General features: G+C 60.5%; 22 protein-coding genes. 16 read left to right on the plus strand and 6 right to left on the minus strand.

Annotated elements, in window-relative coordinates:
* Positions 1 to 34 precede the first annotated feature (34 nt).
* Positions 35 to 1,501 (minus strand): glutamine synthetase family protein, encoded by a 1,467-nt coding sequence (locus AU182_RS14165; protein ID WP_227718279.1) that lies wholly within the window; start codon positions 1,499 to 1,501, stop codon positions 35 to 37.
* A 211-nt stretch (positions 1,502 to 1,712) separates the two neighbouring features.
* On the opposite strand from AU182_RS14165, the gene ppa reads away from it, so the two are divergent.
* Complete coding sequence (gene ppa, locus AU182_RS14170) at positions 1,713 to 2,249, plus strand: inorganic diphosphatase (protein ID WP_066966546.1); 537 nt, start codon at positions 1,713 to 1,715, stop codon at positions 2,247 to 2,249.
* Between the two features lie 113 nt (positions 2,250 to 2,362).
* Positions 2,363 to 2,977, plus strand: a complete 615-nt coding sequence (locus tag AU182_RS14175; protein WP_066966548.1) for a DNA-3-methyladenine glycosylase I — start codon at positions 2,363 to 2,365, stop codon at positions 2,975 to 2,977.
* On the opposite strand, the gene AU182_RS14180 is transcribed toward AU182_RS14175, so the two are convergent.
* The 3 genes from AU182_RS14180 to AU182_RS14190 form a co-directional block, all read right to left on the minus strand.
* Complete coding sequence (locus AU182_RS14180; protein ID WP_066966551.1) at positions 2,966 to 3,556, minus strand: hypothetical protein; 591 nt, start codon at positions 3,554 to 3,556, stop codon at positions 2,966 to 2,968. The two genes, AU182_RS14175 and AU182_RS14180, sit on opposite strands and share 12 nt — an antisense overlap.
* Before the next feature lie 83 nt (positions 3,557 to 3,639).
* A complete protein-coding gene (gene cysE, locus AU182_RS14185) occupies positions 3,640 to 4,398 on the minus strand; it encodes a serine O-acetyltransferase (protein ID WP_066968194.1) in 759 nt (252 codons plus the stop codon).
* A gap of 109 nt (positions 4,399 to 4,507) precedes the next feature.
* Complete coding sequence (locus AU182_RS14190) at positions 4,508 to 5,236, minus strand: M15 family metallopeptidase (protein ID WP_066966553.1); 729 nt, start codon at positions 5,234 to 5,236, stop codon at positions 4,508 to 4,510.
* Positions 5,237 to 5,540: 304 nt separating this feature from the next.
* Here AU182_RS14190 and AU182_RS14195 point away from each other — a divergent pair, with 304 nt between their 5' ends.
* The 4 genes from AU182_RS14195 (at position 5,541) to AU182_RS14210 (ending at position 8,522) form a co-directional block, all read left to right on the plus strand.
* Complete coding sequence (locus AU182_RS14195; RefSeq protein ID WP_066966556.1) at positions 5,541 to 5,825, plus strand: TfoX/Sxy family protein; 285 nt, start codon at positions 5,541 to 5,543, stop codon at positions 5,823 to 5,825.
* A 185-nt stretch (positions 5,826 to 6,010) separates the two neighbouring features.
* A complete protein-coding gene (gene htpX, locus AU182_RS14200) occupies positions 6,011 to 6,898 on the plus strand; it encodes a protease HtpX (RefSeq protein ID WP_066966560.1) in 888 nt (295 codons plus the stop codon).
* Positions 6,899 to 6,967: 69 nt separating this feature from the next.
* Entirely contained in the window at positions 6,968 to 8,029 is a 1,062-nt protein-coding gene (locus AU182_RS14205; protein ID WP_066966563.1) for a S1C family serine protease, read from the plus strand.
* A 148-nt stretch (positions 8,030 to 8,177) separates the two neighbouring features.
* Positions 8,178 to 8,522 (plus strand): Rieske (2Fe-2S) protein, encoded by a 345-nt coding sequence (locus tag AU182_RS14210; protein WP_066966566.1) that lies wholly within the window; start codon positions 8,178 to 8,180, stop codon positions 8,520 to 8,522.
* 34 nt (positions 8,523 to 8,556) lie between these two features.
* Here the strand turns inward: AU182_RS14210 and sfsA are convergent, their stop codons facing one another.
* Entirely contained in the window at positions 8,557 to 9,267 is a 711-nt protein-coding gene (gene sfsA, locus AU182_RS14215) for a DNA/RNA nuclease SfsA (protein WP_066966569.1), read from the minus strand.
* A 294-nt stretch (positions 9,268 to 9,561) separates the two neighbouring features.
* Here sfsA and dksA point away from each other — a divergent pair, with 294 nt between their 5' ends.
* From dksA to AU182_RS14260, 10 genes are all read left to right on the plus strand, one after another.
* Positions 9,562 to 9,999 carry an RNA polymerase-binding protein DksA gene (gene dksA / locus AU182_RS14220; protein ID WP_066966573.1) on the plus strand — a complete coding sequence of 146 codons (438 nt, stop codon included), beginning with the start codon at positions 9,562 to 9,564 and terminating at the stop codon, positions 9,997 to 9,999.
* Between the two features lie 79 nt (positions 10,000 to 10,078).
* Positions 10,079 to 10,936 carry a tRNA glutamyl-Q(34) synthetase GluQRS gene (gene gluQRS, locus AU182_RS14225; protein ID WP_066966575.1) on the plus strand — a complete coding sequence of 286 codons (858 nt, stop codon included), beginning with the start codon at positions 10,079 to 10,081 and terminating at the stop codon, positions 10,934 to 10,936.
* A gap of 105 nt (positions 10,937 to 11,041) precedes the next feature.
* The gene (locus AU182_RS16685) at positions 11,042 to 11,218 is read left to right on the plus strand and encodes a hypothetical protein (protein WP_193754353.1); all 177 of its coding nucleotides are present in this window, start codon (positions 11,042 to 11,044) and stop codon (positions 11,216 to 11,218) included.
* The gene (locus tag AU182_RS14230) at positions 11,208 to 14,204 is read left to right on the plus strand and encodes an ATP-binding protein (protein WP_066966579.1); all 2,997 of its coding nucleotides are present in this window, start codon (positions 11,208 to 11,210) and stop codon (positions 14,202 to 14,204) included. Before AU182_RS16685 ends, AU182_RS14230 begins: the two co-directional genes overlap by 11 nt.
* 128 nt (positions 14,205 to 14,332) lie before the next feature.
* Positions 14,333 to 15,730, plus strand: a complete 1,398-nt coding sequence (locus tag AU182_RS14235; RefSeq protein WP_066966584.1) for a sigma-54 dependent transcriptional regulator — start codon at positions 14,333 to 14,335, stop codon at positions 15,728 to 15,730.
* A gap of 1,014 nt (positions 15,731 to 16,744) precedes the next feature.
* Positions 16,745 to 18,205: a polynucleotide adenylyltransferase PcnB gene (pcnB, locus tag AU182_RS14240; protein WP_066966588.1), complete on the plus strand. Its 1,461-nt coding sequence runs from the start codon at positions 16,745 to 16,747 to the stop codon at positions 18,203 to 18,205.
* A gap of 16 nt (positions 18,206 to 18,221) precedes the next feature.
* Positions 18,222 to 18,695, plus strand: coding sequence for a 2-amino-4-hydroxy-6-hydroxymethyldihydropteridine diphosphokinase (folK, locus tag AU182_RS14245; RefSeq protein WP_227718319.1), 474 nt, complete (start codon positions 18,222 to 18,224; stop codon positions 18,693 to 18,695).
* Between the two features lie 91 nt (positions 18,696 to 18,786).
* Positions 18,787 to 19,449: a deoxynucleoside kinase gene (locus AU182_RS14250; RefSeq protein ID WP_066968196.1), complete on the plus strand. Its 663-nt coding sequence runs from the start codon at positions 18,787 to 18,789 to the stop codon at positions 19,447 to 19,449.
* A gap of 64 nt (positions 19,450 to 19,513) precedes the next feature.
* Positions 19,514 to 20,329, plus strand: a complete 816-nt coding sequence (gene panB, locus AU182_RS14255) for a 3-methyl-2-oxobutanoate hydroxymethyltransferase (protein WP_066966595.1) — start codon at positions 19,514 to 19,516, stop codon at positions 20,327 to 20,329.
* Between the two features lie 57 nt (positions 20,330 to 20,386).
* Positions 20,387 to 21,214: a thioesterase family protein gene (locus tag AU182_RS14260; protein ID WP_066966598.1), complete on the plus strand. Its 828-nt coding sequence runs from the start codon at positions 20,387 to 20,389 to the stop codon at positions 21,212 to 21,214.
* A gap of 45 nt (positions 21,215 to 21,259) precedes the next feature.
* Here AU182_RS14260 and zntB read toward each other — a convergent pair whose 3' ends face one another.
* The gene (gene zntB / locus AU182_RS14265; RefSeq protein WP_227718280.1) at positions 21,260 to 22,252 is read right to left on the minus strand and encodes a zinc transporter ZntB; all 993 of its coding nucleotides are present in this window, start codon (positions 22,250 to 22,252) and stop codon (positions 21,260 to 21,262) included.
* Between the last annotated feature and the right edge of the window lie 2 nt (positions 22,253 to 22,254).

The raw sequence follows: 22,254 nt of genomic DNA on the forward strand, positions 1-22,254 counted from the left end.
GGGCGTGCAAAACCTGTGGGGTTTATCCACCCCGTTAAATAATTTCGAAATAGCGCTGCAGTTCCCACTCGCCGACATGCTTGCGGTACTCGCGCTCCTCCCACTCGCGACTGGCGGCAAAGTGCTCGACAAAGTTATCGCCAAACAACTCACGGGCCGCCGGCGACTGCCGCAGACGCTGCGCCGCCTCCCACAGGGTGCGCGGCAGTGACAGTTCCGCCGGGTGCTCGGCTTCATAGGCGTTGCCCGCTACCGCTTCACCCGGCTCCCAGCCCTGCTCGATGCCATACAGCCCGGAGCCCAGCGCGACCGCCAGTGCCAGGTAGGGATTGGCGTCGGCGGCGCCGAGACGATATTCCTGGCGCTGGGATTTATCGCTGCCGGGAATCACCCGCAACGCGGCGGTACGGTTTTCCACTCCCCAGGTGGCATCAGTGGGCGCCCAGAAGCCGGGGATCATGCGGCGGTAGCTATTGATGGTGGGCGCAACCATGCACAGCAGCTCCGGCATCAGGCGCTGCTGCCCGGCGAGAAAATGCCGCTGCGTATCACTCATGCTGTGGGGCTCGCCTTCGGCGAAGAATGCGGAGGTATTGTCGTCTTTATTGCGCAGGGAGAGATGAATGTGCCCGCTCTGGCCGGGGTAATCGTTGGACCACTTGGCCATAAAGGTCGCCATCAACCCGCGTCGTTCTGCCAGCACCTTGATAAAGGTCTTGAACAGGGCCGCTTTATCGCCCGCAGCCTCCGCCGTGTCCACCGTAATGGCCGCCTCCAGCACGCCGGGGCCGGTCTCTGTATGCAGCCCCTCGATGGGAAAATCCATTTGCTCGGCCAGCGCGAGAATCTCGTGGTACAGGTCCGCATGCACCGAGTTGCGAATCATCGAGTAGCCAAACCAGCCCGGCGTGAACGGCTTCAGGTCGCGGTAGCCTTTGGCGCGGGCACTGTCCGGGGTCTCGTCGAACACGAAGAACTCGTACTCCAGCGCACCAAAGGGGACAAAGCCGAGCTTGTCACAGCGCTCGATCACCCGCCGCAACAGCGCCCGCGGGCACACTGCCTCCGCCGCGCCCTCGAACTCCGCCAGAAACAGCAACATGCCACCTTCAAAGGGCACCTCGCGGCAGGTGTGCGGCAGAATCCGCACCGGCGCATCCGGGTAGCCAGTATGCCAGCCGGTGTAGCGGGCGTTGTCGTAGAGCTGGTCCTGAATATCCCAGCCCAGCACCACATCGCAGAAGGCAAAGCCCTTGTCGAGGGCCGAGAAAAACTTCTCCCGGCTCATGTACTTGCCGCGCATCACCCCGTCGTTATCGAACAGGCCCACCTTCACATGGGTGAGGCCGCGCGCCTCGACGATCTGTTTGGCCTCCGCCACCGTGCGCACCTGGCGCGGGTTCAGTACCCGGGGCGTGCCCGCGGCCGCCGGTGACGGCGAAGATACTGCGGTATTGAGGGGTGCCGACGAGGATGGCGGCAGTTCTGTGGACTCGTCCATGAGATGCTCCGTTATTGTTACCGCACCACCAGCGCCGGCTAAGTTAGCAGGAATGCGATGGGCAGAATCTTGCCTAAAGGATAGCCCAAGCCCCGCAGCACGGGGCTTTGAACAATATTTGTACGGTCACACTGACACCTATGTAAGCGACCGCACAGGGTATATAATCCGGCCTCCAAATTTTCCGATCACACATTAGTCAGGACCAGCAATGAGCTTCGACAAGGTTTCCGCAGGTAAAGACCTGCCCAACGATATCAACGTAATCATCGAGATCCCCGCCAACCACGATCCGATCAAGTACGAAGTCGACAAGGACGCAGACGCGGTATTCGTAGACCGTTTCGTAGCCACCCCCATGTTCTACCCGGCCAACTACGGCTACGTTCCCCAGACCCTGTCTGAAGACGGTGACCCCCTGGACGTGCTGGTTGTAGCCCCTTACCCGGTGATGGTTGGCTCCGTGATCCGCTCCCGCGTAGTCGGGGTGCTGAACATGACCGACGAATCCGGCGTAGACGCCAAGCTGCTGGCGGTACCGCACACCAAGCTGACCAAGCTGTACGATCACGTGAACGAAATCGGCGACCTGCCGGAGCTGCTGATCAAGCAGATCGAGCACTACTTCGAAAACTACAAGGCGCTGGAAGCCGGCAAATGGGTGAAGGTAGACGGCTGGGCCGACGCTGAAGCCGCGCGCGCCGAAGTCATGGCCTCCCGCGAGCGCTACCTGAAAGAAGAGGGCTGATCTGCGATAGCGATCACCCGCTCTTTCCGAAAGCCGGCCTTGCGCCGGCTTTTTTGTGCCCGTTAAATACCCTCACCACCCACTCTCCTCTCTGGAAACACGGAGCAGCATTCATGCCAAACACCGTCCAAGGGCCCGATGGCAAACCCCGCTGCGGCTGGTGCGCGGCCACCGACGACTTCTTCCCCTACCACGATAACGAATGGGGATTTCCGGTGGACGACGACCAACGGCTGTTTGAAAAAATCTGTCTGGAAGGTTTCCAGTCCGGCCTGAGCTGGCGAACCATTCTGGCCAAGCGGGAAAACTTTCGCGCGGCCTTCCAGCAGTTCGATTTCAACAAGGTGGCGAAATTTTCCGACAAGGATGTGGAGCGGTTACTGCAGGATGCAGGGATTGTGCGGCACCGCGGAAAAATAGAGGCGGTAATCAACAACGCCCAGCGCGCGCGGGAGATGGTCAGGGAAGAAGGTTCACTGGCGGCTTATTTCTGGCGCTTCGAACCGGTGGAACCCGCGGACACCGCGCCGCAAAGTGTTTCCACCTCCGATGTTTCCAGGGCCCTATCCAAAGACCTGAAAAAACGCGGCTGGAAGTTCGTGGGGCCCACCACCGTCTACGCGTTTATGCAGGCCATGGGGCTGATCAATGATCACGTGGAAGACTGTGTGACGCGCAAAGCCGTCGACAGGGCCAGAAAGAAATTCAGGCGCCCGTCAATCCGGTAATTTGAATGAAGCCTTGCCGGTAACATGGCTCCCCAGCTGCCAGTTGGGGACCTGGACCTGAACCGGCGGCGGGGACGGCTGCTCACTTGGCTCCACCAGGTTGCCCGTGGCAGGCTTCAGGCTGAGATGGCTCACGGGCACCTGCACCGGCTCCACCTTGCTGCGCTCGTGCTCCTTCAGCAGGTAACCCTCCATCGGCGCCAGGGTCAAACCGGTTTCCGACGACTGGACTTGCGTTGCCTGCGGACCCGACTCTTCTGCCGCGACCGGGCTGGCTGACGCACTCGGCGGTGCCGCCTTGGCGGGGGCCGCCGCGCCATCGGTCGCCGTCTCCTGTTGCGCCTTCTCTTCGGCCTTCACAGCAGACACTGCGCCCAACTTGGTGAGGGTCGCCTGCAGCTGCTCCGCCTGCGCCCGGGCCAGGCCTTTCTTGATCGCCAGTGGGCGGCCGCTGAACAGTTTTTCCACCGTGTCCGGGCCCGTCTTGAACAACCGGGCAAAGTTCGCTTTGACGTCCGCAGCGGTATACCCCGGCTGCAGGTCGCCGCGGAAAATCACGCTATAGGTAAGTTCGCTCATGGGGCACCTCGATTGTGTTGCCGCTGTCCCGGCTCGTTATTCTTCGGGTTTGTCCGCAGTGGTGGTCGCTATTGATAACCAATTCAGTCGTCAGAATCCAGTGTCTGGTCCATGGTGTAGGCCGGCGCGCCTTCACATTTACCGCCCACCACCCGCGCCGGCACCCCGGCCACGGTCAAGCGCGCAGCCACATCCCGCAGTACCAGGCTGCCCGCTGCTATTTTCACCCCCTCACCAATCGTTACCGGGCCCAGGATCTTGGCGCCGGCGCCAATCATCACACCGCGGCCGATTTTCGGGTGGCGGTCACCGCCACCGCTGCCGCTCCCCCCGAGGGTGACGGAATGCAGGATAGACACATCGTCTTCGACCACGCTGGTCTCCCCCACCACCAGGCCGGTGGCGTGGTCAATCATGATGCCGCAGCCAAAGCGGGCAGCGGGATGGATATCCACCGCAAACTGCTCGGAGACCCGGCTCTGGAAATACAGCGCCAGCGTATGACGCCCCTTCTGCCACAGCCAGTGGGCAATGCGGTGGGATTGCAACGCATGAAATCCCTTGAAATAAAGGAATGGCGTGAGGTATTGGTCGCAGGCGGGATCGCGGTCGTACCAGGCACAGATGTCGGCCTGCATGCAGCGGGAAATTTCGGGGTCGTCCACCAGCGCTGCGGCAATGACCTCCTGCAACGCCGTGGCCGTAAGCGCAGCGTGATCCAGCACCGAGGCCAGCTGATACGCCAGCGCCCGGTCGAGGCTGCGATGGCGCAGTACCGTATTGTGAAAATAGCTGGCCAGTACCGGCTCGCCGGCGGCAGCCGCAGAGGCCTCCGCGCGCATGGCTGACCAGATATCCCGATGATTCAATTCAGTGCGGTTGATGGTCTCTCTTCCTGTCTCTGATCCAACTCTTGTTTGCCCCACCGGTCAACGGCATTCGGACGGGGACTCAGAGGCGATCCATATTAGTCGGATAGGCAGATTCCGGCACTTCTACAAAGCGTGGATAAATGGCTTCCATGACGTCGCACACGGTGCCCGCCAGGGCCAGGTCGCCATCTGCCTGACACTGCTGCAGCTGCGCCTGCAGTGCCTCGGCACTGTGCAGCTGCTGAAATTCCCTGGCCCGCGGCGCATAACTCAGGTGCCAGCGCTCCGGCGCTACGCCGCCGCGATCTTCCGCATAGGGGCGAAACAGGCCGTAGCTTTTACCGGCGGCAATACGCTCGTCGAGCCAGCAGTGGAAGGAACCAAAGACACCCTCGTCGGCCACCTCTTCCGGGGTCAGCTGCACCCGGTAATCGCTCGCAACCGCGGCCCCGTCAATCACATCAAAGTCAGTACCCCAATGGTGGCGGGAGCCACCGGGCAGCGCCGACCAGCGCAATATAGCGAATACTGTTTCCTCTGGCGACATTCGCGCCACATCCAGTACGTCGCCATTACTGTCAAACACCGGCCGCGCGCCACAGGCCTTGGCATTCCAGATGGCGCGCTGACGCTCGAAATCCCGGAATCCCGAAACCACTTTTGGCTCAAATCCTGCCGCCCGGGCGTCCCGTCGCAACTGGTCAAATGCGGTGAGCGCCTCCGGGTGCATCAGCTGCCCGGAAACCGGCTCGAGGATGACATGCGCATCCGTCAGCCCGAACAAAATATTTTTCACAAGTTGATGCATGAAGGCAGACCTTGTTTCCCGCCGAGACCACTGAGCACAATAATGAAGTACTGCAAAACCCGATAATACAGGCTAGGCTTTTGCAGCGGGCATCTCCAAATAGTACAAGTGTGCCGGGTGCTGCCGAAACCCGCAAACCGCGCCCTGGATATGCCACTCGCCGGCGGTGCAGTTTGGCCTTTGTATGTTTTGTGCTATGTTGGACGACCGTTGCAGTTGGCTCAGGATCGAGCCAGCAAAATACCGCGGTGATCGGTTGTCACCGCAACGTACGCGAAGTATCAACAGTTCAGGGAATGAATTTATGCACCCTAGTCAATCAGAGTTGTTGAAGCTGAAAAACCTGGGACTCGCCTCCGTCAATATCCTTCATTCCATCGGCATCCGCACGCAGGATGACCTCCATCGGGTAGGCCCCGTGGAAGCATTCGCCAGCATTCGGCGACGCGGCATCAACGTTTCCCGCGTGCTTCTCTACGCCCTGCAGGGTGCACTTCTGGACGTTCACTGGAATGATCTGGACCCCGACCTCAAAGCCTCGCTGGTTACCGAGGCCGAACAACTGATCGCCCGCAAAGACAGCGCCTGACACTATACTCCCCTGAAATTGTGCCGGAACAGACTTGTAAACGGCGCGCACAGCCCCTATTTAGCCTCAAACGCCACCCCCAACGCGGGTGGCCTGTGCTGCTGAATGCCGTTTCCGTGCGCGCCACCTAAAGCGCCACACACTACCTTTTCTATCGTTTCCACAATATCTTCCGGAGAAGTCTGATGTTGCGAATAGGGCTGTTTCTTCTTACCAACCTGGCGGTGATGGTGCTCGTCGGCATCATCTTCAACCTGCTGGGAATCCAGGGCATTCTCGATGCCAACGGGGTCAATTTAAATCTTCCGGGCCTGCTGTTGATGTGCGCCATATTTGGTATTGGCGGCGCGCTGATTTCGCTGCTGCTGTCCAAAACCATTGCGCGCCGGTCCACGCGTACCCAGGTCATCACCCAGCCACAAACCCCGGACGAGCGCTGGCTGGTAGAAACCGTGCGCGAGCTGTCCCAGAAAGCGGGCATCGGCATGCCGGATGTGGGTATCTTCCCCATGCCCCAGGCCAACGCCTTTGCCACCGGCTGGAACCGCAACAATGCACTGGTAGCGGTAAGTGAAGGCCTGCTGCAGCGCTTCAATCGCGACGAAGCGCGCGCGGTGATCGGCCATGAGATCGGCCACGTGGCCAACGGCGACATGGTCACCCTGGCGCTCATCCAGGGTGTGGTAAATACTTTTGTGATGTTTTTTGCGCGTCTGGTCGGCTTCTTTGTCGACCGGGTACTGTTGCGCAATGAACAGGGCCTGGGCATTGGCTACTACATCACGTCGATCATCATGGATATGGTTTTCGGGGTATTTGCGATGATGATCGTCGCCTGGTTCAGTCGCCGCCGCGAGTACCGCGCCGACGCCGCCGGAGCGCACCTGGCCAGCCCCAACGCGATGATGGCCGCACTGGCGCGCATCAAGTCCGAGTCGGAAGCCGGCCGCGAGCAACCACTGCCTGCCAACATGAAAGCGTTTGGTATTTATGGCAACAGCATGGCCGCCCTGCTCGCCAGCCACCCCCCCCTTGAGGATCGCATCCTGGCCCTGCAAAATTCCGCACGCTGATTGCAAAAAACGGGGGCCCCTGTGGGGCCCCGTCCGAAGCAAAACCCAGGCGCAGGAACCTGTCGACCAATGCGATTGAATCCATCTCTGTCCCGTCTCGCCCTCACCGTCCTATTCCTCTGCTTGGCAGTCAACGCACAGGCAGAATCCCGCATTCCCCAGTTCGCCACCGACGACGAGGTCAACACCATGCAGGTGTTCAACTTCGCCAGCCCCTCGGTGGTGTATGTCACCAACGAAACCGTGGTACGAGACCGCTGGACCCTGCGCCTGCACACGGTACCCAAGGGTGCCGGTAGCGGATTTATCTGGGACGATCGCGGCCATGTGGTGACCAACTATCACGTGGTCGAAAAAGCGCGCAAGATCACCATTACCCTGCAAGATCGCAGCGAATGGCCGGCAGAACTGGTGGGTTCTGCACCGGAAAAAGATTTGGCGGTGCTGAAGATCGAGGCGCCCAGAGCCCTGCTCAAGCCACTGCTTCCCGGCGAGTCAGCGGGACTGTCCGTGGGACGCAAAGTGCTCGCCATCGGCAATCCGTTCGGCCTGGATACCACCCTGACCACCGGCGTGGTCAGCGCCCTGGGGCGCGAGATCGAGGCCGCCGGCAACCGCACCATTCGCAACGTGATCCAAACGGATGCGGCCATCAATCCCGGTAATTCCGGCGGCCCACTGCTGGACAGTAGCGGCCGCCTGATCGGCGTCAATACGGCGATCTACAGCCCCAGTGGCGCCAGCGTGGGCATTGGCTTCGCCATACCGGTGGACACGGTGAAGAAGATCGTTCCGGAATTGATCGCCCACGGACGCCTGGTACGCCCCATCCTGGGCATCGAGTCAGCACCGGACCAATGGGCAGCTCGCTATGACGTCACCGGCGTTGCGGTGCTGCGCACGGCACCGGGATTGCCGGCCGAGCGCGCAGGTTTGCGTGGCGTATACCGCAGCAACCGCGGCGGCTGGCAGCTGGGGGATGTAATCATTGGCATCGATGGCCTGCCCATCAGCAACTACGACGACCTGATGAATGTGCTGGAGAACCGACGCCCCGGAGACAAGGTGAAGGTGGATTACCTGCGCGATGGCGAGGCCTACCAGACTTCTCTCACCCTGGCCGCCCCATGATGGATTTATGAGATCCCGGTGGCGGTGCCGCCACCGGGCCTGAGCTTGTGCCATCTGTATGCAAGTCCTTCACCCCGACCTTTCGCAGTTCCTGCCAAATTCTGTACACTCGCCCCTCAAAATTTCTCGACCTCGACTGCGAACCCTCATGCAAAAACACTTTCTCTGCGGCTACGAAGATCTCAACGAAGGCGACTCCAAAGGCTTTTCCCTTGGCGACAATAGCGCGGGCATGAACAATGTGTTTGCGGTGAAGAAAGACGGCGAGGTTTTCGCCTACAAGAACATTTGCCCGCACCGGGGAATCAACCTGGAGTGGCAACCAGACCAGTTTCTGGACTCGGAAAAAGCGCTGATCCAGTGCGCCTCCCACGGTGCGCTGTTCGAAATTACCACCGGCGAGTGCATCGCGGGCCCCTGTGCCGGTGATGCGCTGACACCGGTTCCGGTGGAATACGCCCAGGACGGGCTCTATGTATTACTGGCGGACTGAGCGGGCCTAACGCCTAACCCCTAGCGCCTAACCCCTAGCGCCCAAGCACCAGAAACGGAATCGGCGTAGCGAGCGCGATTTCGCCCGGGCCGAGTGTGGCGCGGTAAGCAATCACTTCCACACCCGCCGCCACCGCCTCTTCCAGTGCCGCCGCATACGCCGGGTCAATTTCCGCGGCGGCCTCTACGGTCTCGATGGCCGAGTGCTGCACGCAGTAAAACAGCACCGCGCGCGTGCCCGACAGCGCCAGTGTCCGCAACTCGCGCAAGTGCTTGCTCCCGCGGGCACTGACCGCATCGGGAAACATTCCCCGCGCACCCTCCGCCAGCGTCACGTTTTTCACCTCAACGTAGCAATCGCCATGTTCCCCGCTCAGCAACAGGTCAATGCGGCTGTTTTCATCGCCGTACTTCACTTCGCGCCGCAACTGCGAGTAGCCCTGCAGCTCGTTGACGACCCCTGTATTAATCGCCTCCTCCACCAGATGATTGGCGCGGCCGGTATTAACCCCCGCCAAAGCGCCCTCCGGTGTGGTGGTGATTTCCAGCGTGTGGCGGTACTTGCGTTTGGGGTTGCCGGAATCGGAATACCAGCAGGGGGTATTTTCCTGCCAGCAATTTTTCATTGACCCGGTATTGGGGCAGTGAATGGTTATAATTTCACCAGAGCTGGTTTCCACATCCGCGAGAAACCGCTTGTAGCGGCGCAGTAACTTCCCTCTGGTCAATGGCGGGTCAAGTTTCACACAAGGCCTTAAAAAAGTCAGTTATGACAGGATGAGCTGCCGTCCTGCCGAAAAAACGAACGCCAGAATACACCATCGAGCCAATTAATTTACGGAGGATCCTCGCCAGAGTCATTAACCGGCAACATTTTGTGGCGCGGTCCAGAGAGATTTGATAGTTTCCTCGCCTCGGTCGCGCGAGTGGCCTGAAAGATACAGCCGGCGGCCGCTTAGGCTTTGTGCAGCCTGCTAGGCTTGAATTTGGTTGTAGAGCCCCTATTTATCAGGGCCCGTATTACGAGAGAGGCAATGACTATGCCCAATACTGTTGCGAAATCCGATTCTCTGCACGGCTTCGAACCCTATCAGGAAAAGAAGGGCGAGGAGTACATGAATGAGAACCAGCAGGAGCACTTCCGCAAGCTGCTGCTGGCATGGAAGGCTGAACTGATGGCAGAGGTGGATCGCACCGTATCTCACATGAAAGATGAAGCGGCAAACTTCCCGGACCCGGCGGATCGCGCCAGCCAGGAAGAAGAGTTCAGTCTGGAACTGCGCACCCGCGATCGTGAGCGCAAGCTGATCAAAAAGATCGATGCCACCATCGAGCTGATTGACCAGGACGATTATGGCTTCTGTGAAGCCTGTGGCGTAGAAATCGGCATTCGCCGCCTGGAAGCCCGGCCCACCGCCACCCTGTGCGTGGACTGCAAGACCCTGGCGGAAATCAAGGAAAAGCAGATCTCCGGCTGATGCTCGCTGCACGGGCGGCGCCTGAGCCGCCCGGCATTCCACCCCCATCTTTTCCGCCTTCCCTGCCCCGGTTTACGGCATGCCCGAACACTACACCGGCCGCTTCGCCCCCTCCCCCACAGGCCCGCTTCACTTCGGCTCACTGGTGTGTGCGCTGGGCAGCTATCTGGATGCCGTTGCCCACGGAGGGCATTGGCTGGTGCGTATGGAAGACCTGGACCCGCCCCGGGAAATGCCCGATGCCGCCGCGCGCATCCTGAAATCCCTCGATGCCCACGGCCTACATGCGCACGCGCCGGTGCAATGGCAGAGCCGCAGACACGCCCGCTACCAGGAAGCACTGGAACAGCTGCGGCAGGATAACCGGGTGTATCCCTGCTCCTGTACCCGCGAGCAAGTACGCAAGGCCGGCGGCCACCGGCGGGAAAACTGCGTGGGTAACCTGGGTGAGCACGCCCTGCGTTTTCACTGCGCCGGCGCCACCGAGACGTTTGTGGATATCTGGCAGGGGCAGCAAGCCCAATCCATCGCCGAAGACCCGATACTCAAGCGCAAGGATGGGCTCTACGCCTATCAACTGGCGGTGGTAGTCGACGATATCGCCCAGCAGGTGTCCTGCGTGGTACGGGGTGCCGACCTGCTGGACTGCACCGGTGTCCAGCTGCAGCTGTTTCGCGCCCTGGGTGCAGAACCGCCGCAATTCGGCCACCTGCCACTGGTCATGAATGAGGGCGGCCAGAAGCTCAGCAAGCAGAACCATGCCACCGCGCTTGACGACACCCGTGCGGCGCGCAATCTCTGCCAAGCACTGCAGTTTCTGGGTTTTCATCTCCCAGCTGAGCTGGCGGAACAGGCGCCACGGCAGATTTTGGCCTGGGCCTGCGCGCGCTGGCAGCGGCCGCAAGTGGACACCCGCAACCGGCTGCTCGCACCGTAACCGCCGCGACGGTTGAACTTCCCCCCATACGCGCATTACCATTTTGCGCCAACTTTTCCCGTTCCGCCGCACCCTCCCGCCGCAGGACGCACCGACAGGTCTTTGATGAGCAACCGCACCCTGTTAATTCTGCTGGCACTGGTGGGCTACGTGTTCAGCCCCACCGTATTCACCTGGATGATCAATCCAACCGGCGCCTGGTATCGCCCGTTCATTTTATGGTTCGTGCTCATCCTGCTGGCGATCGTTATTCAGCGGAGGCGCAAACCCGATGACCTTTGAGATCGTCAACATTGCGCTGATTGGCGTTGCGTATATCTTTGCCCTGTTCTTCGTCGCCTTCGCCACGTCCAAGGGGTGGCTGCCCAGTAACTGGGTGCGGCATCCCTTCGTTTACGTTTTGTCCCTGGGGGTTTCTCTCAGTGCCTGGACCTATTACGGTATCGTCGACCTGGCGTGGCAGCATGGTTACGGGGTGCTCGCTTACTATCTGGGCACCGGCGCCATGTTTCTGTTTGCGCCGGTGGCGTTGGAACCGCTCGCGCGGCTGGCGCAGCGCTACCAGCTGACTTCCCCCGCCGACCTGCTCGTGTTCCGCTACCACAGCCGCGAGGCCGGCACCCTCGCCACCCTGTTTATGCTGCTCGGGCTGCTGCCGCTGATTGCGCTGCAGATTCAGGCCGTGGCAGAAACCCTGGCCCTGCTTTCCCGCGACGATGCTGCCGCGCTGGCACTGCCGGACAGCGGGGTTACCAGTAAAAACCTCATCGCGTTTCTTTACTGTGTTCTGCTGGCGCTGTTCACCAGTACTTATGGCGCCTCTCGCAAAAGGCGGGCCGGCCTCGCCAGTGCCATGGCCCTGGAGTCGCTGGTAAAACTGGTGGCACTGCTGGCAGTCGGGCTCTATGCCGTATACGGCGTATTTGGCGGGCTGGGCGGCCTCGACCAATGGCTGGTGCAAAACAGCGACATGCAGCAACTGCTGTATTCCCCGATCAAACAGGGTTCATCCCACACTCTGCTACTGGTCTTCATTGCCACCGCGGTGGCCATGCCGCACATTTTTTACCTGAGTATTGCCGAGCGCCCTGCCGCCCACGCGCTGCGCACTGCCAGCTGGGGATTCCCGCTGTTTTTACTGCTGATGGCGTTACCCATTTTCCCCATCATGTGGGCGGGTTTTGCCCTGGATGTCACGGAACCGGCACAGTACTTTACACTGGCGGTGCCGCGCGCCAGCGGGTCCGCCCTGCTCACCATTCTCGCGTTTATCGGCGGCCTGTCTGCCGCCACCGGCGCGCTGATCATGATCACCCTGGCACTCTCCACCATGGTGATGAACCACTGGCTGCTACCCGGTACCCGCTGGCAGTCCGAAGACAATATGTACCGGCAGCTACTGTGGCTGCGTCGGGCGCTGGTGGCGGCGCTGTTTCTGGCGGGCTTCGGGTTCTACCTGCTGCTCAACAATCGACTGTCCCTTTCCGACCTGGCGATCATCGCGTTCATTGCCTCGCTGCAGTTTCTACCCGGCATATTCGCCGTGATTCACTGGCCCCAGGGCAACCGCCGCGGGTTTATTGGCGGCCTGCTCGCCGGGATGTTCGTGTGGGCGGCAGGGCTACTGCTCCCCGCCATGGTGGGTAACAGTGGCCTTGCGGTCGGTGAGTACCGGATCCCGCTGGGCATGGAGATCTGGCCGCAGATCACCACGCTGTCGCTGTCGGTCAATGTGCTGCTATTTGTGGGACTGTCGATCTTTACCCGCGCCAGCAGCCTTGAACGCTACGCCGCGGACCTGTGCAGTGACGACTCGATCAGCCAGGCGCTGCGCCTGGAGCTCGATGTACAGTCGGCCACCGATTTCCGACTGCGCTTGTCTGAGAGCCTCGGTGCCGCCACCGCCAGCCAGGAAGTGAGCCGTGCCCTGCGACAGCTCAACCTGCCGGAAGATGAGCGCCGCCCCTACGCCCTGCGGCAGTTGCGCGACAAGCTGGAGGCCAACCTGTCCGGCCTGCTGGGGCGGGTACTCGCCGGCCAGATCGTGGACCGCCACCTGCCGTTTGTGACCAGCGACCAGCCCGCCAACAAAGACATCAACTTGATTGAAACCCGTCTGAGCCGCTACAAAAACCAGCTCACCGGCCTCGCCGCGGAACTGAACAACTTGCGCCTCTACCACCGCCAGATGCTGGAAGAGCTGCCGATGGCCGCCTGCTCCCTGGGCCGCGACGGCGAGATTCTGCTGTGGAACTACGCCATGGCCGACCTGACCGGGGTCGGTGCCAGCGAGGTGATTGGCTCCAAGCTGGAATACCTGCCGGAGCCCTGGCGCACCCTGCTGACCGAATTCGCAGAATCCGCCGATGGCAGCCGCTTCAAGCAGCAGGTGGAGATGGACGGCACCAGCCACTGGCTCAACCTGCACAAGACCCGCCTCAAGCAGCGCACAGGCAAATACGGCCGCGAATACAAGGACAGCGGCAAGGACACCCGTGGGGATGGCCAGATGCTGTTGGTGGAAGACATCACCGAAACCCAGGTGCTGGAACAGGAGCTGATGCACAGCGAGCGCCTCGCCTCTGTAGGCCGCCTGGCGGCCGGGGTAGCGCACGAAGTGGGCAACCCGGTCACCGGTATCGCGTGCCTCGCGCAGAATCTTCAGTTCGACTCGGACAACCCCGAGGTGCTGGAAACCGCCGACCAGATCCTCAGCCAGACCCAGCGCATCAGTCGCATCGTCCACTCCCTGGTGAGCTTTTCCCACAGTGGCAGCCAGGAGAGCGAGAAGGCTCCGGTGGACCTGCACGCGTGCGTGGAAGAGGCGGTGCAGCTGCTGTCACTGCAGCTCGACAAGACCCGGGTGACCTTTTCCAATCTGGTACCCGGTGACCTCTACGCACTGGGTGACAATCAGCGGCTGATTCAGGTGTTTATCAACCTGCTCAGCAACGCCCGCGATGCCAGCCCCGACGGCGGGCATATCGAGGTTGAAGGGTACGTGCGCGACGGTCTCGCCTGCATCGCGGTAACCGACAATGGCCCGGGCATCTCCGCCGCCCACCGCGAGCGGATCCTGGAACCCTTCTTCACCACCAAAGAACCCGGCGAAGGCACAGGCCTTGGGCTGGCCATGGTATACAGCATTGTGGAAGAGCATGGCGGGCAACTGGAGCTGGTCAGCCCCGCCCACCCGGATACCGGCCGCGGCGCACGTTTTATCGTGCAGCTCCCCCTGGAAGCCGGGGCAAATCCACCGCAAAAGTGACCCAACTGTTACGTGCAAATGGCAAAAATCGAATATTTTTTGAACAGCAATGGCTGTTTGGGTTGCATCGAAACGCCCAACAGGTAAAACTTAGCTCCCCCTGAACAATTTGTAACCAGGCGTAACACATGAGCCACATCCTGATCGTAGAAGATGAAGCCATCATCCGCACTGCATTGCGCAAGCTGCTGGAGAGGCACCGTTACAAGATCAGTGAGGCCGGCTCTGTGCGTGAAGCGACTACCAAGTTTCGCATCACGGACATGGATCTGATCATCTCCGACCTGCGCCTGCCAGGCGCCCCCGGTACGGACCTGCTGAAACTGGCGGGGGATGTGCCGGTACTGATCATGACCAGCTACGCCAGCCTGCGCTCTGCCGTCGACTCCATGCGCATGGGCGCCGCGGACTACATCGCCAAACCCTTCGACCACGACGAAATGCTCGCTACCGTACGCCGGGTCATCGGCAAGGCGGAACAGCATCGCGCCGCCGGTGCCGCCGCAGCCGACAGCAAGGCCGAGGGCCGCGCGATTACCGGCATGATCGGCGACAGTCCGGTGATGCGCGATCTTTACGCGCGCATCCACAAGGTCGCCCCAACCGACGCCACGGTACTGGTGCACGGGGAAACCGGCACCGGTAAAGAACTGGTTGCACGTGCAATTCACGAAGAGAGCAAGCGCAACGGTAAGCCCCTGATTTCCGTCAACTGCGCGGCCATTCCGGAAACCCTGATCGAGGCGGAACTGTTTGGCCACGAAAAAGGCGCCTTTACCGGCGCCCAGACCGCGCGCGAGGGACTGATCGCCGCTGCCGATGGCGGCACCCTGTTCCTGGATGAAATCGGTGAACTGCCCCTGGAAGCCCAGGCGCGCCTGTTGCGGGTACTGCAGGAGGGTGAAGTACGCCCCATTGGCGCCATCGAGTCCCGCAAGGTCAACGTGCGACTGGTGGCGGCCACCCACAGAAACCTCCGGCAGCTGGCCTCGGAACGCAAGTTCCGGGAAGACCTCTACTACCGTATCAATGTGGTCCAGATGACGCTGCCGCCACTGCGTGAGCGCGGCAAAGATGTACTCGCCATTGCCGAAAGCCTGCTCGAGAAGTTCTGCGCCAAGATCAATCGCCCGACCCTGAAGCTGTCGCCGGAGGCCATTCAGGCGGTGACCACCTATACCTGGCCGGGCAATGTGCGCGAACTGGAAAATGCGATCCAACGCGCCGTCATCCTCACCGAAGACGCCAGTGAAATTGACCACCGCACCCTGGATATTGATCTGGACCTGGTTCCGATCGAGGACGCCGACCCGGAACGTCGCCCCCGGACCAACAGCCTGCACGCCGACCCCCGGGAAGACCTGTCTCTGGAAGACTATTTTGCCCGGTTCGTGCTGGAACACCAGGAGACCATGAGCGAGACCGAGTTGGCCAAAAAGCTGGGTGTGAGCCGCAAATGCCTGTGGGAGCGGCGCCAGAAGCTTGGCATTCCGCGCAAGAAAGCCAAACGCGTCGCCGAAGCCTGAGTCATCGGCCGCTGTAAGGCCCCAGACACACCGCAAAAGCCCCGGGACAGCCTGCTGACCGGGGCTTTTTTGTGCCCGCCGGATCGCCGGTGCCGCCCCGCCGCGCGCAACACAGCGCGCCATCCCGCACCAGCAGCCAAAAGAAAACGCTTTAAAATCAATCAGTTAAGCGCAAACCGGAGAGGCGCAATGCGGCTCGGCCGATACCGTCGGCGTGGCGCAAATTGGTAACAAGTGAAAGTGTTACCCCCACTCCCACCGGAGTAACAACCACCGCACGATGTGTAACGTAAATCTGTGTTTACGCGGCGTAAAAAAGTTCCAAGAAATGTTAAGTTATTGATTTATAAGGATTTACTAAAGTTGGCACGCTATCTGCTTTGTATAGGTCAAACAACAATAACAGCCAAGAATAAAAATAAATGACTGTTTAAGCCCTAATAACAACTGACAATAAGCGGGCGAAACGCAATAACAATAAGAGAACGGGCAGATCGATAATAAAAGCAAAGTGATCGATGCCGGAGCAAACCTTGAGCAATAAAAATAATAAGGCTCAGAACAACAATAAAAATAACTAAAAGCAATAACTACAATAATAAAAATAAACAATAAGAATAAAGAGTAATAACAAGAACAATAACTTGTAGAAGACAACAAAAATAACGACAAGCACGTGACAAACTGACTGATTGTGCCTGGGAGAGGGTTTGCTGAAAAGCAAATTGATAGCGCAAGGAAGCCGCTGCCTTCATACCGAATAAGAATAATTCCCTTCTTTTCTTTCTTTTCAATGAATGCACACAATTCGCTGGTCCCCGCAAGGAGCGGGCCCGGCTGCTGTGCGTTTCGCTGTGTGTGTTAGAATCCGCCTCACAATCGTCCGGAACCAGGCCCTAGCAGGCCCAATTGGTAAGATGCCCGGAGCCATGCCCCGGCGCCATCCCGAGATACAGGCCCGGAATACCACAGCTGCCCTTCAACTGACCGGCAGCGGATAACACAGTAAGCCGTATGTTCAATTCCCTGATCAGCAGTATCAAGCGCTGGCACAGCAAGCCCAAAGATGGAAAAGGCTCAAACGCCGACTCCCGTCCCGGCAAAGGCCGCCAGTCCACCCCGAAAAAACCCCGCGCCCCCAAGACCTCCCGCGTAATTGTGCCGCGCAGTGATCACTGCCTTTCCCGCCGCGATGTCAGTCGCGCGGCACTGACCGTGATGAAGCGTCTACAGGAGGCCGGGTTCGAGGCGTACATCGTCGGTGGCGGTGTGCGCGACCTGCTGCTGGGCGGACACCCCAAGGATTTTGATGTGGCTACAGATGCCACTCCGGAGCAGGCAAAGCAACTGTTCCGCGGTGCGCGTATCGTCGGCCGCCGCTTCCGCATCCTGCACGCCCGCATCGGCCGTGAAGTCATTGAAGTCACCACATTCCGTGGCCACCACAGCGACGGCGAGGCGCACGAGGCGCAGCAGTCGGAGCACGGCATGCTGCTGCGGGACAATGTCTACGGTGACCTGGAAAGTGACGCAGTACGCCGGGACTTCACCGTCAACGCGCTCTACTACACCATCAACGGTTTCGAAATTCACGATTACACCGGTGGTATCCGCGATATCGAGCAACGCCTCATCCGCATGATTGGCGACCCGGCTACCCGCTATAAGGAAGACCCGGTGCGGATGCTGCGCGCGGTGCGCTTTGCCGCCAAGCTGGACTTCGACATCGAGCCCGCCACCGCCGCACCGCTCGCGGAGCTTGCGCCACTGCTGCGCAATATCGCGCCCGCACGCCTGTTTGATGAGATCCTCAAACTGCTCATGAGCGGCGACGGCGAACGCACCTTTGAACTGTTGTGCGAACACGGGCTGTGGCCGCACCTGTTCCCGGATAATGCCCTGCAGCTGGATACGCCGGAAGCGCTGGCGCTTACCCGCCAGGCGCTGCGCAATACCGACGATCGTATCCGTAACGACCAGCGCGTAACTCCGGCATTCCTCTACGCCGCGCTGCTGTGGCCTGCGGTCAATTCCGAGCAGAAATTCCTGATCGAGAAGGGGATACCACCGGTGCCGGCACTGGCACAGGCGGCACAGAAAATTACCAGCAACCAGCTGGTGCACACGGCTATACCCAAGCGCTTCTCCCTACCGATGCGGGAGATCTGGGATATGCAGTCGCGCCTGTCACGCCGCGGTGGTGAACGCGCTTTCCGCCTGATGGAAATGCCCCGCTTCCGCGCGGCCTATGACTTCCTGCTACTGCGTGAAGACAGCGGTGAGATCCCGGCCGGCCTCGGCCAGTGGTGGACCGATTTCCAGGCAGCGGATGAAGAACAGCGCCAGCAAATGGTCCGCGACGCCGCCCGCAGCGCTCCGCGCGGCAGTAAAAGTCGCGGTCGCCGCAGCCGTGGCGGGCGCAACCGAAACCGCGGCAAGCGCCCGGACAACGGCGCGGAACACCCATCAAATTGAGCGGAATTCCCAAGTGATTCGCTGTTATATTGGCCTCGGCAGCAACCTGGACGACCCGGCCGCACAACTGCGCCGTGCCCTTGAGCAAATGCAAGACATTCCGCAAACAACGCTATGCGCGAGCTCGGCGTTTTACGCCAGCGCCCCCATCGGTCCCGGCGAGCAACCGGATTATGTCAATGCAGTGGCTGAACTGGACACCGACCTGCCGGCCGAGGCCCTGCTGGACGCCCTGCAGGCGATCGAGAACACTCATGGCCGCGAGCGCACCCTGCGCTGGGGCGCACGTACGCTGGATCTGGATATTCTGCTGTATGGCGATCAACAGATCGATACGGTGCGCCTGCAGGTGCCGCACCCACGCATGGCTGAGCGTAATTTTGTATTGGAGCCACTGGCGGAGCTGGCGCCGGCGCTGATCCTGCCCGGTGGTACACCGCTGCAGGCGTTACAGAACCAGTGCCCGCCCAACCGGTTACACCGATTGTAATCAGGGACTAAACAGCAAGAGAAGGTGCACCCCGGTGACAAGACTTCCCACTTCTGACACCGCTCAAGGCGCAGACTACAGCGCCGAAAACCTGGCTCAGGAACTCGACCTGGAGGGCAAGACCCTGCCGCGTTTTATTGCTGTGGAAGGCAATATCGGCGTGGGCAAGACCACCCTGGCGAAGAAGCTCGCGGCAACCTTCAACTACGATACGCTGCTGGAACTCCCCGAGGAAAACCCGTTTCTCGAGCGCTTCTATCGCGATCCCAAGAGCGCCGCCCTGCCCACCCAACTGCACTTCCTGCTGCAGCGCTCACAGCAGATCCAGGCCCTGCGCCAGGACGATATGTTCAAGCCGGTACGGGTGGCCGACTTCCTGATCGAGAAAGACTACCTGTTCGCCGAGGTCACCCTCGACAGTGATGAGCTGGCGCTGTACCAGCAGGTGTACCAGCACCTGACCCTGGAAGCCCCCAAGCCCGACCTGGTGATTTACCTGCAGGCACCGCTCGACGTCCTGCAGGAGCGTATCCACAAGCGGGGTATCGCCGCCGAACGCAACATCAGCAACGAGTATCTGGCCACCCTCAACGAGGCCTACACCCACTTTTTCCATTACTACGATCAGGCGCCGCTATTAATCGTGAACTGCGCGGAAATCGATATTGTCGATCAGCAGGAAGATTACCTGCAGCTGGTGGAGTACCTGCTGAATGTTTCCAGCGGTCGCCACTACTACAACCCCGGCAAGTAACCCGATTCAGGAACTACTGCCCCACGTATTACCGGGCCGCAAGCCCACCACATGAGCCACCACCATGCCCTACGCCCCCAGTGAACTGACCAAGCCAGTGACCGTGCAAACACTGCGCAAGATGAAAGCGGATGGAGAAAAATTTATCTGCGTTGCGCTCTACGATGCTCCCATGGCCGCCATGGCACAGAAAACCGGTGTGGAGAGCGTACTGATTGGCGACTCACTGGGCATGACGGTACTGGGCTACGACAGCACAATTCCGGTGACCATGGAGCAGATGATCTATCACGTGGAGGCGGTCGCGCGAGGCAACAAGAAGTCCCTGATCATGGGGGACCTGCCGTTTATGACCTACGCCACACCGGAGCAGGCACTCACCAACGCGACCCGCATCATGCAGGCGGGCGCGCACATGGTGAAAATCGAGGGCGGGGCCTGGCTTGCTCCCACTGTGAAAATGCTCACCGAGCGCGGCATTCCAGTGTGCGCCCACCTCGGCCTGACACCCCAGTCGGTGCACAAACTCGGTGGCTTCCGGGTACAGGGGCGGGACGATGATCGCGCCGGGGAAATTCTCGACGACGCGGTACAACTCGACCAGGCCGGAGCCGACCTGCTGGTATTGGAATGTGTGCCATCAGAGCTGGGCAAACGCATCACCGATACGGTCTCCATGCCCACCATCGGCATTGGCGCCGGCCCGCACACCGATGCGCAGGTGCTGGTCATCAATGACATTCTCGGTCTCACGGAAACACCGCCCAAGTTTTCCAAGAACTTTCTGGTGGAAGCGGGCGATATCCCCGGCGCACTGCGCAAGTATGCGGAAGACGTGAAGAACGGCTCTTTCCCCGATGCGGCGCACAGCTTCAGCTGATCGCGCAATCGCCATAAAAGCAGGCAGTAGAAAAGCAGTTAGTAGTAGAGGTATCGGATGGAATTCAAAGCCATTCTCGACAGCGCCCGTGACACGGGCAGTACCTGCGTCATTCCCGGTGGCTGGGCCCAGGGGCGCGCCACCTTTGGCGGGCTCGCTGCAGCCCTGCTGTACCAGCCCATAGAGGCCAAGCTTGAAAGTGCCACACAGGGCAGTATTGCGGAGACGCCACTGCGCTCACTGACCATTTCCTTTATCGCACCCGCGCAAGCCGGTGAACTGAACACCCGAGCGCAGGTGCTGCGTGCAGGCCGCTCCGCGGTTCAGATCGAGGCGCAGGCTTCCCAGGGTACCCAGGTAGTCACCGCGGCACTGGCCAGCTTTGGCAAGCCTCGCGAATCCGCCATTGCTGTCACGCCCGAGCCCGCACCTGGTTTTGACGCCCCGGAGCAATGTGAAGCCCTGCCCTACATCGAGGGCCTGGTGCCGGAGTTTGCGCAGCACTTCGACTACCGCCTGGCCTGTGGTGCCCTGCCTTTCACCGGTAGCGACGAGACCCGCGTGGGTGGCTGGATCCGCTTCAAGACACCGGCGGGCCCGATCACCACTGCCCACCTGCTGGCCCTCATTGACGCCTGGCCACCAGCGGTGCTCGCGCAACTGGACACACTCGCGGCGGCCAGCTCCCTCACCTGGACCCTGGAAATGACTCCGGCAGCCCATCGCGCCAAAGCGAACGCCAGTGCCCACAGTGACGACTGGTGGCAGTACCTGGCGGAAGTGGAACAGTCAGAGGATGGCTACGCGGTAATTCGCGCGCGCTTGTGGGATAACCGGGGGCAGCTGATCGCGCTGTCGCGCCAGACGGTCACGGTGTTCGGCTGAAAATGAGATCGCGCCGACAACCCCCGCGCAGTTCAGAGCCACTTTTCAGAGCCACTTTTTCCAGCGAAACACCACCAGCTGGATGGCGACGGTAACCACCAATAACACACTGAAGACCGTAAACGCCCGGGGATTTTCCGACCCCGGAATACCGCCTACGTTGATGCCCAGTAACCCGGTGAGGAATCCGAGGGGCAGAAAAATCGCGGCAATGATCGACAGCACGTACATGCGGCTGTTGAGCTGCTCTGAAATGCGGCTCATCAACTCTTCCTGCGTCACTGCTGCGCGCTCGCGCACCGCATCGATATCCTCAATGTGACGCAGCAAGCGGTCACTCACCTCGCGCAACTGCAGCCGATCAGCTTCTTCGATCCAGTCCAGTTTCTCCACCATCAACCGCGCCAGCGCTTCCCGCTGCGGGGAAAGGTAGCGCCGCAGGGTAATCGTCTGTTTGCGCAGCATCGCAAGATCCAGTCGCAAACCGCCACTGGCACCGGTAACAACCCGGTCTTCCAGTTCATCGATGGCGTCTTCAAACATATCCACCGTGTCGCTCATCCGCCACACCAGCAGATCGGCAAGCTCCACCACCAGAGCCGCACAGGTGCGAGGCCCGCGGCCACTTTCCAGCTGCTGGCACAGATCACTGATCGACAGCAGCTGACGCTTGCGGGTACTGATGACCCGGTGCTCTTCCGCCCACAGGCGGATCGAGACCATGTCCTCCGGCTGCGATTCGGGGTTGAGGTTGACACCGCGCAGGGCGATCAGCAGCCCACCCCCGATACCGCTGGTGCGCGGTCGCGTTTCTTCCGTCAACAGTGCATCAGAGACCAGGGTATCGAGCCCTGCCGGTCCGCTGATCCACGCCCGCGCCTGCGGGTCGGTATAGTCAAAATGCAGCCACAACTTGCCCTGCTCGGGCATCCAGGCCTCCACCTCGGGCCAGCTGAGACGTGTTCCGCGGCCCTGCCCATCCATCAGGTAAGCGTGAATCAATCCGGATTGCATGGGCACATTTCCATCATCAGACATGG

It is taken from the genome of Microbulbifer sp. Q7, from assembly GCF_001639145.1.
Classification (GTDB): domain Bacteria; phylum Pseudomonadota; class Gammaproteobacteria; order Pseudomonadales; family Cellvibrionaceae; genus Microbulbifer.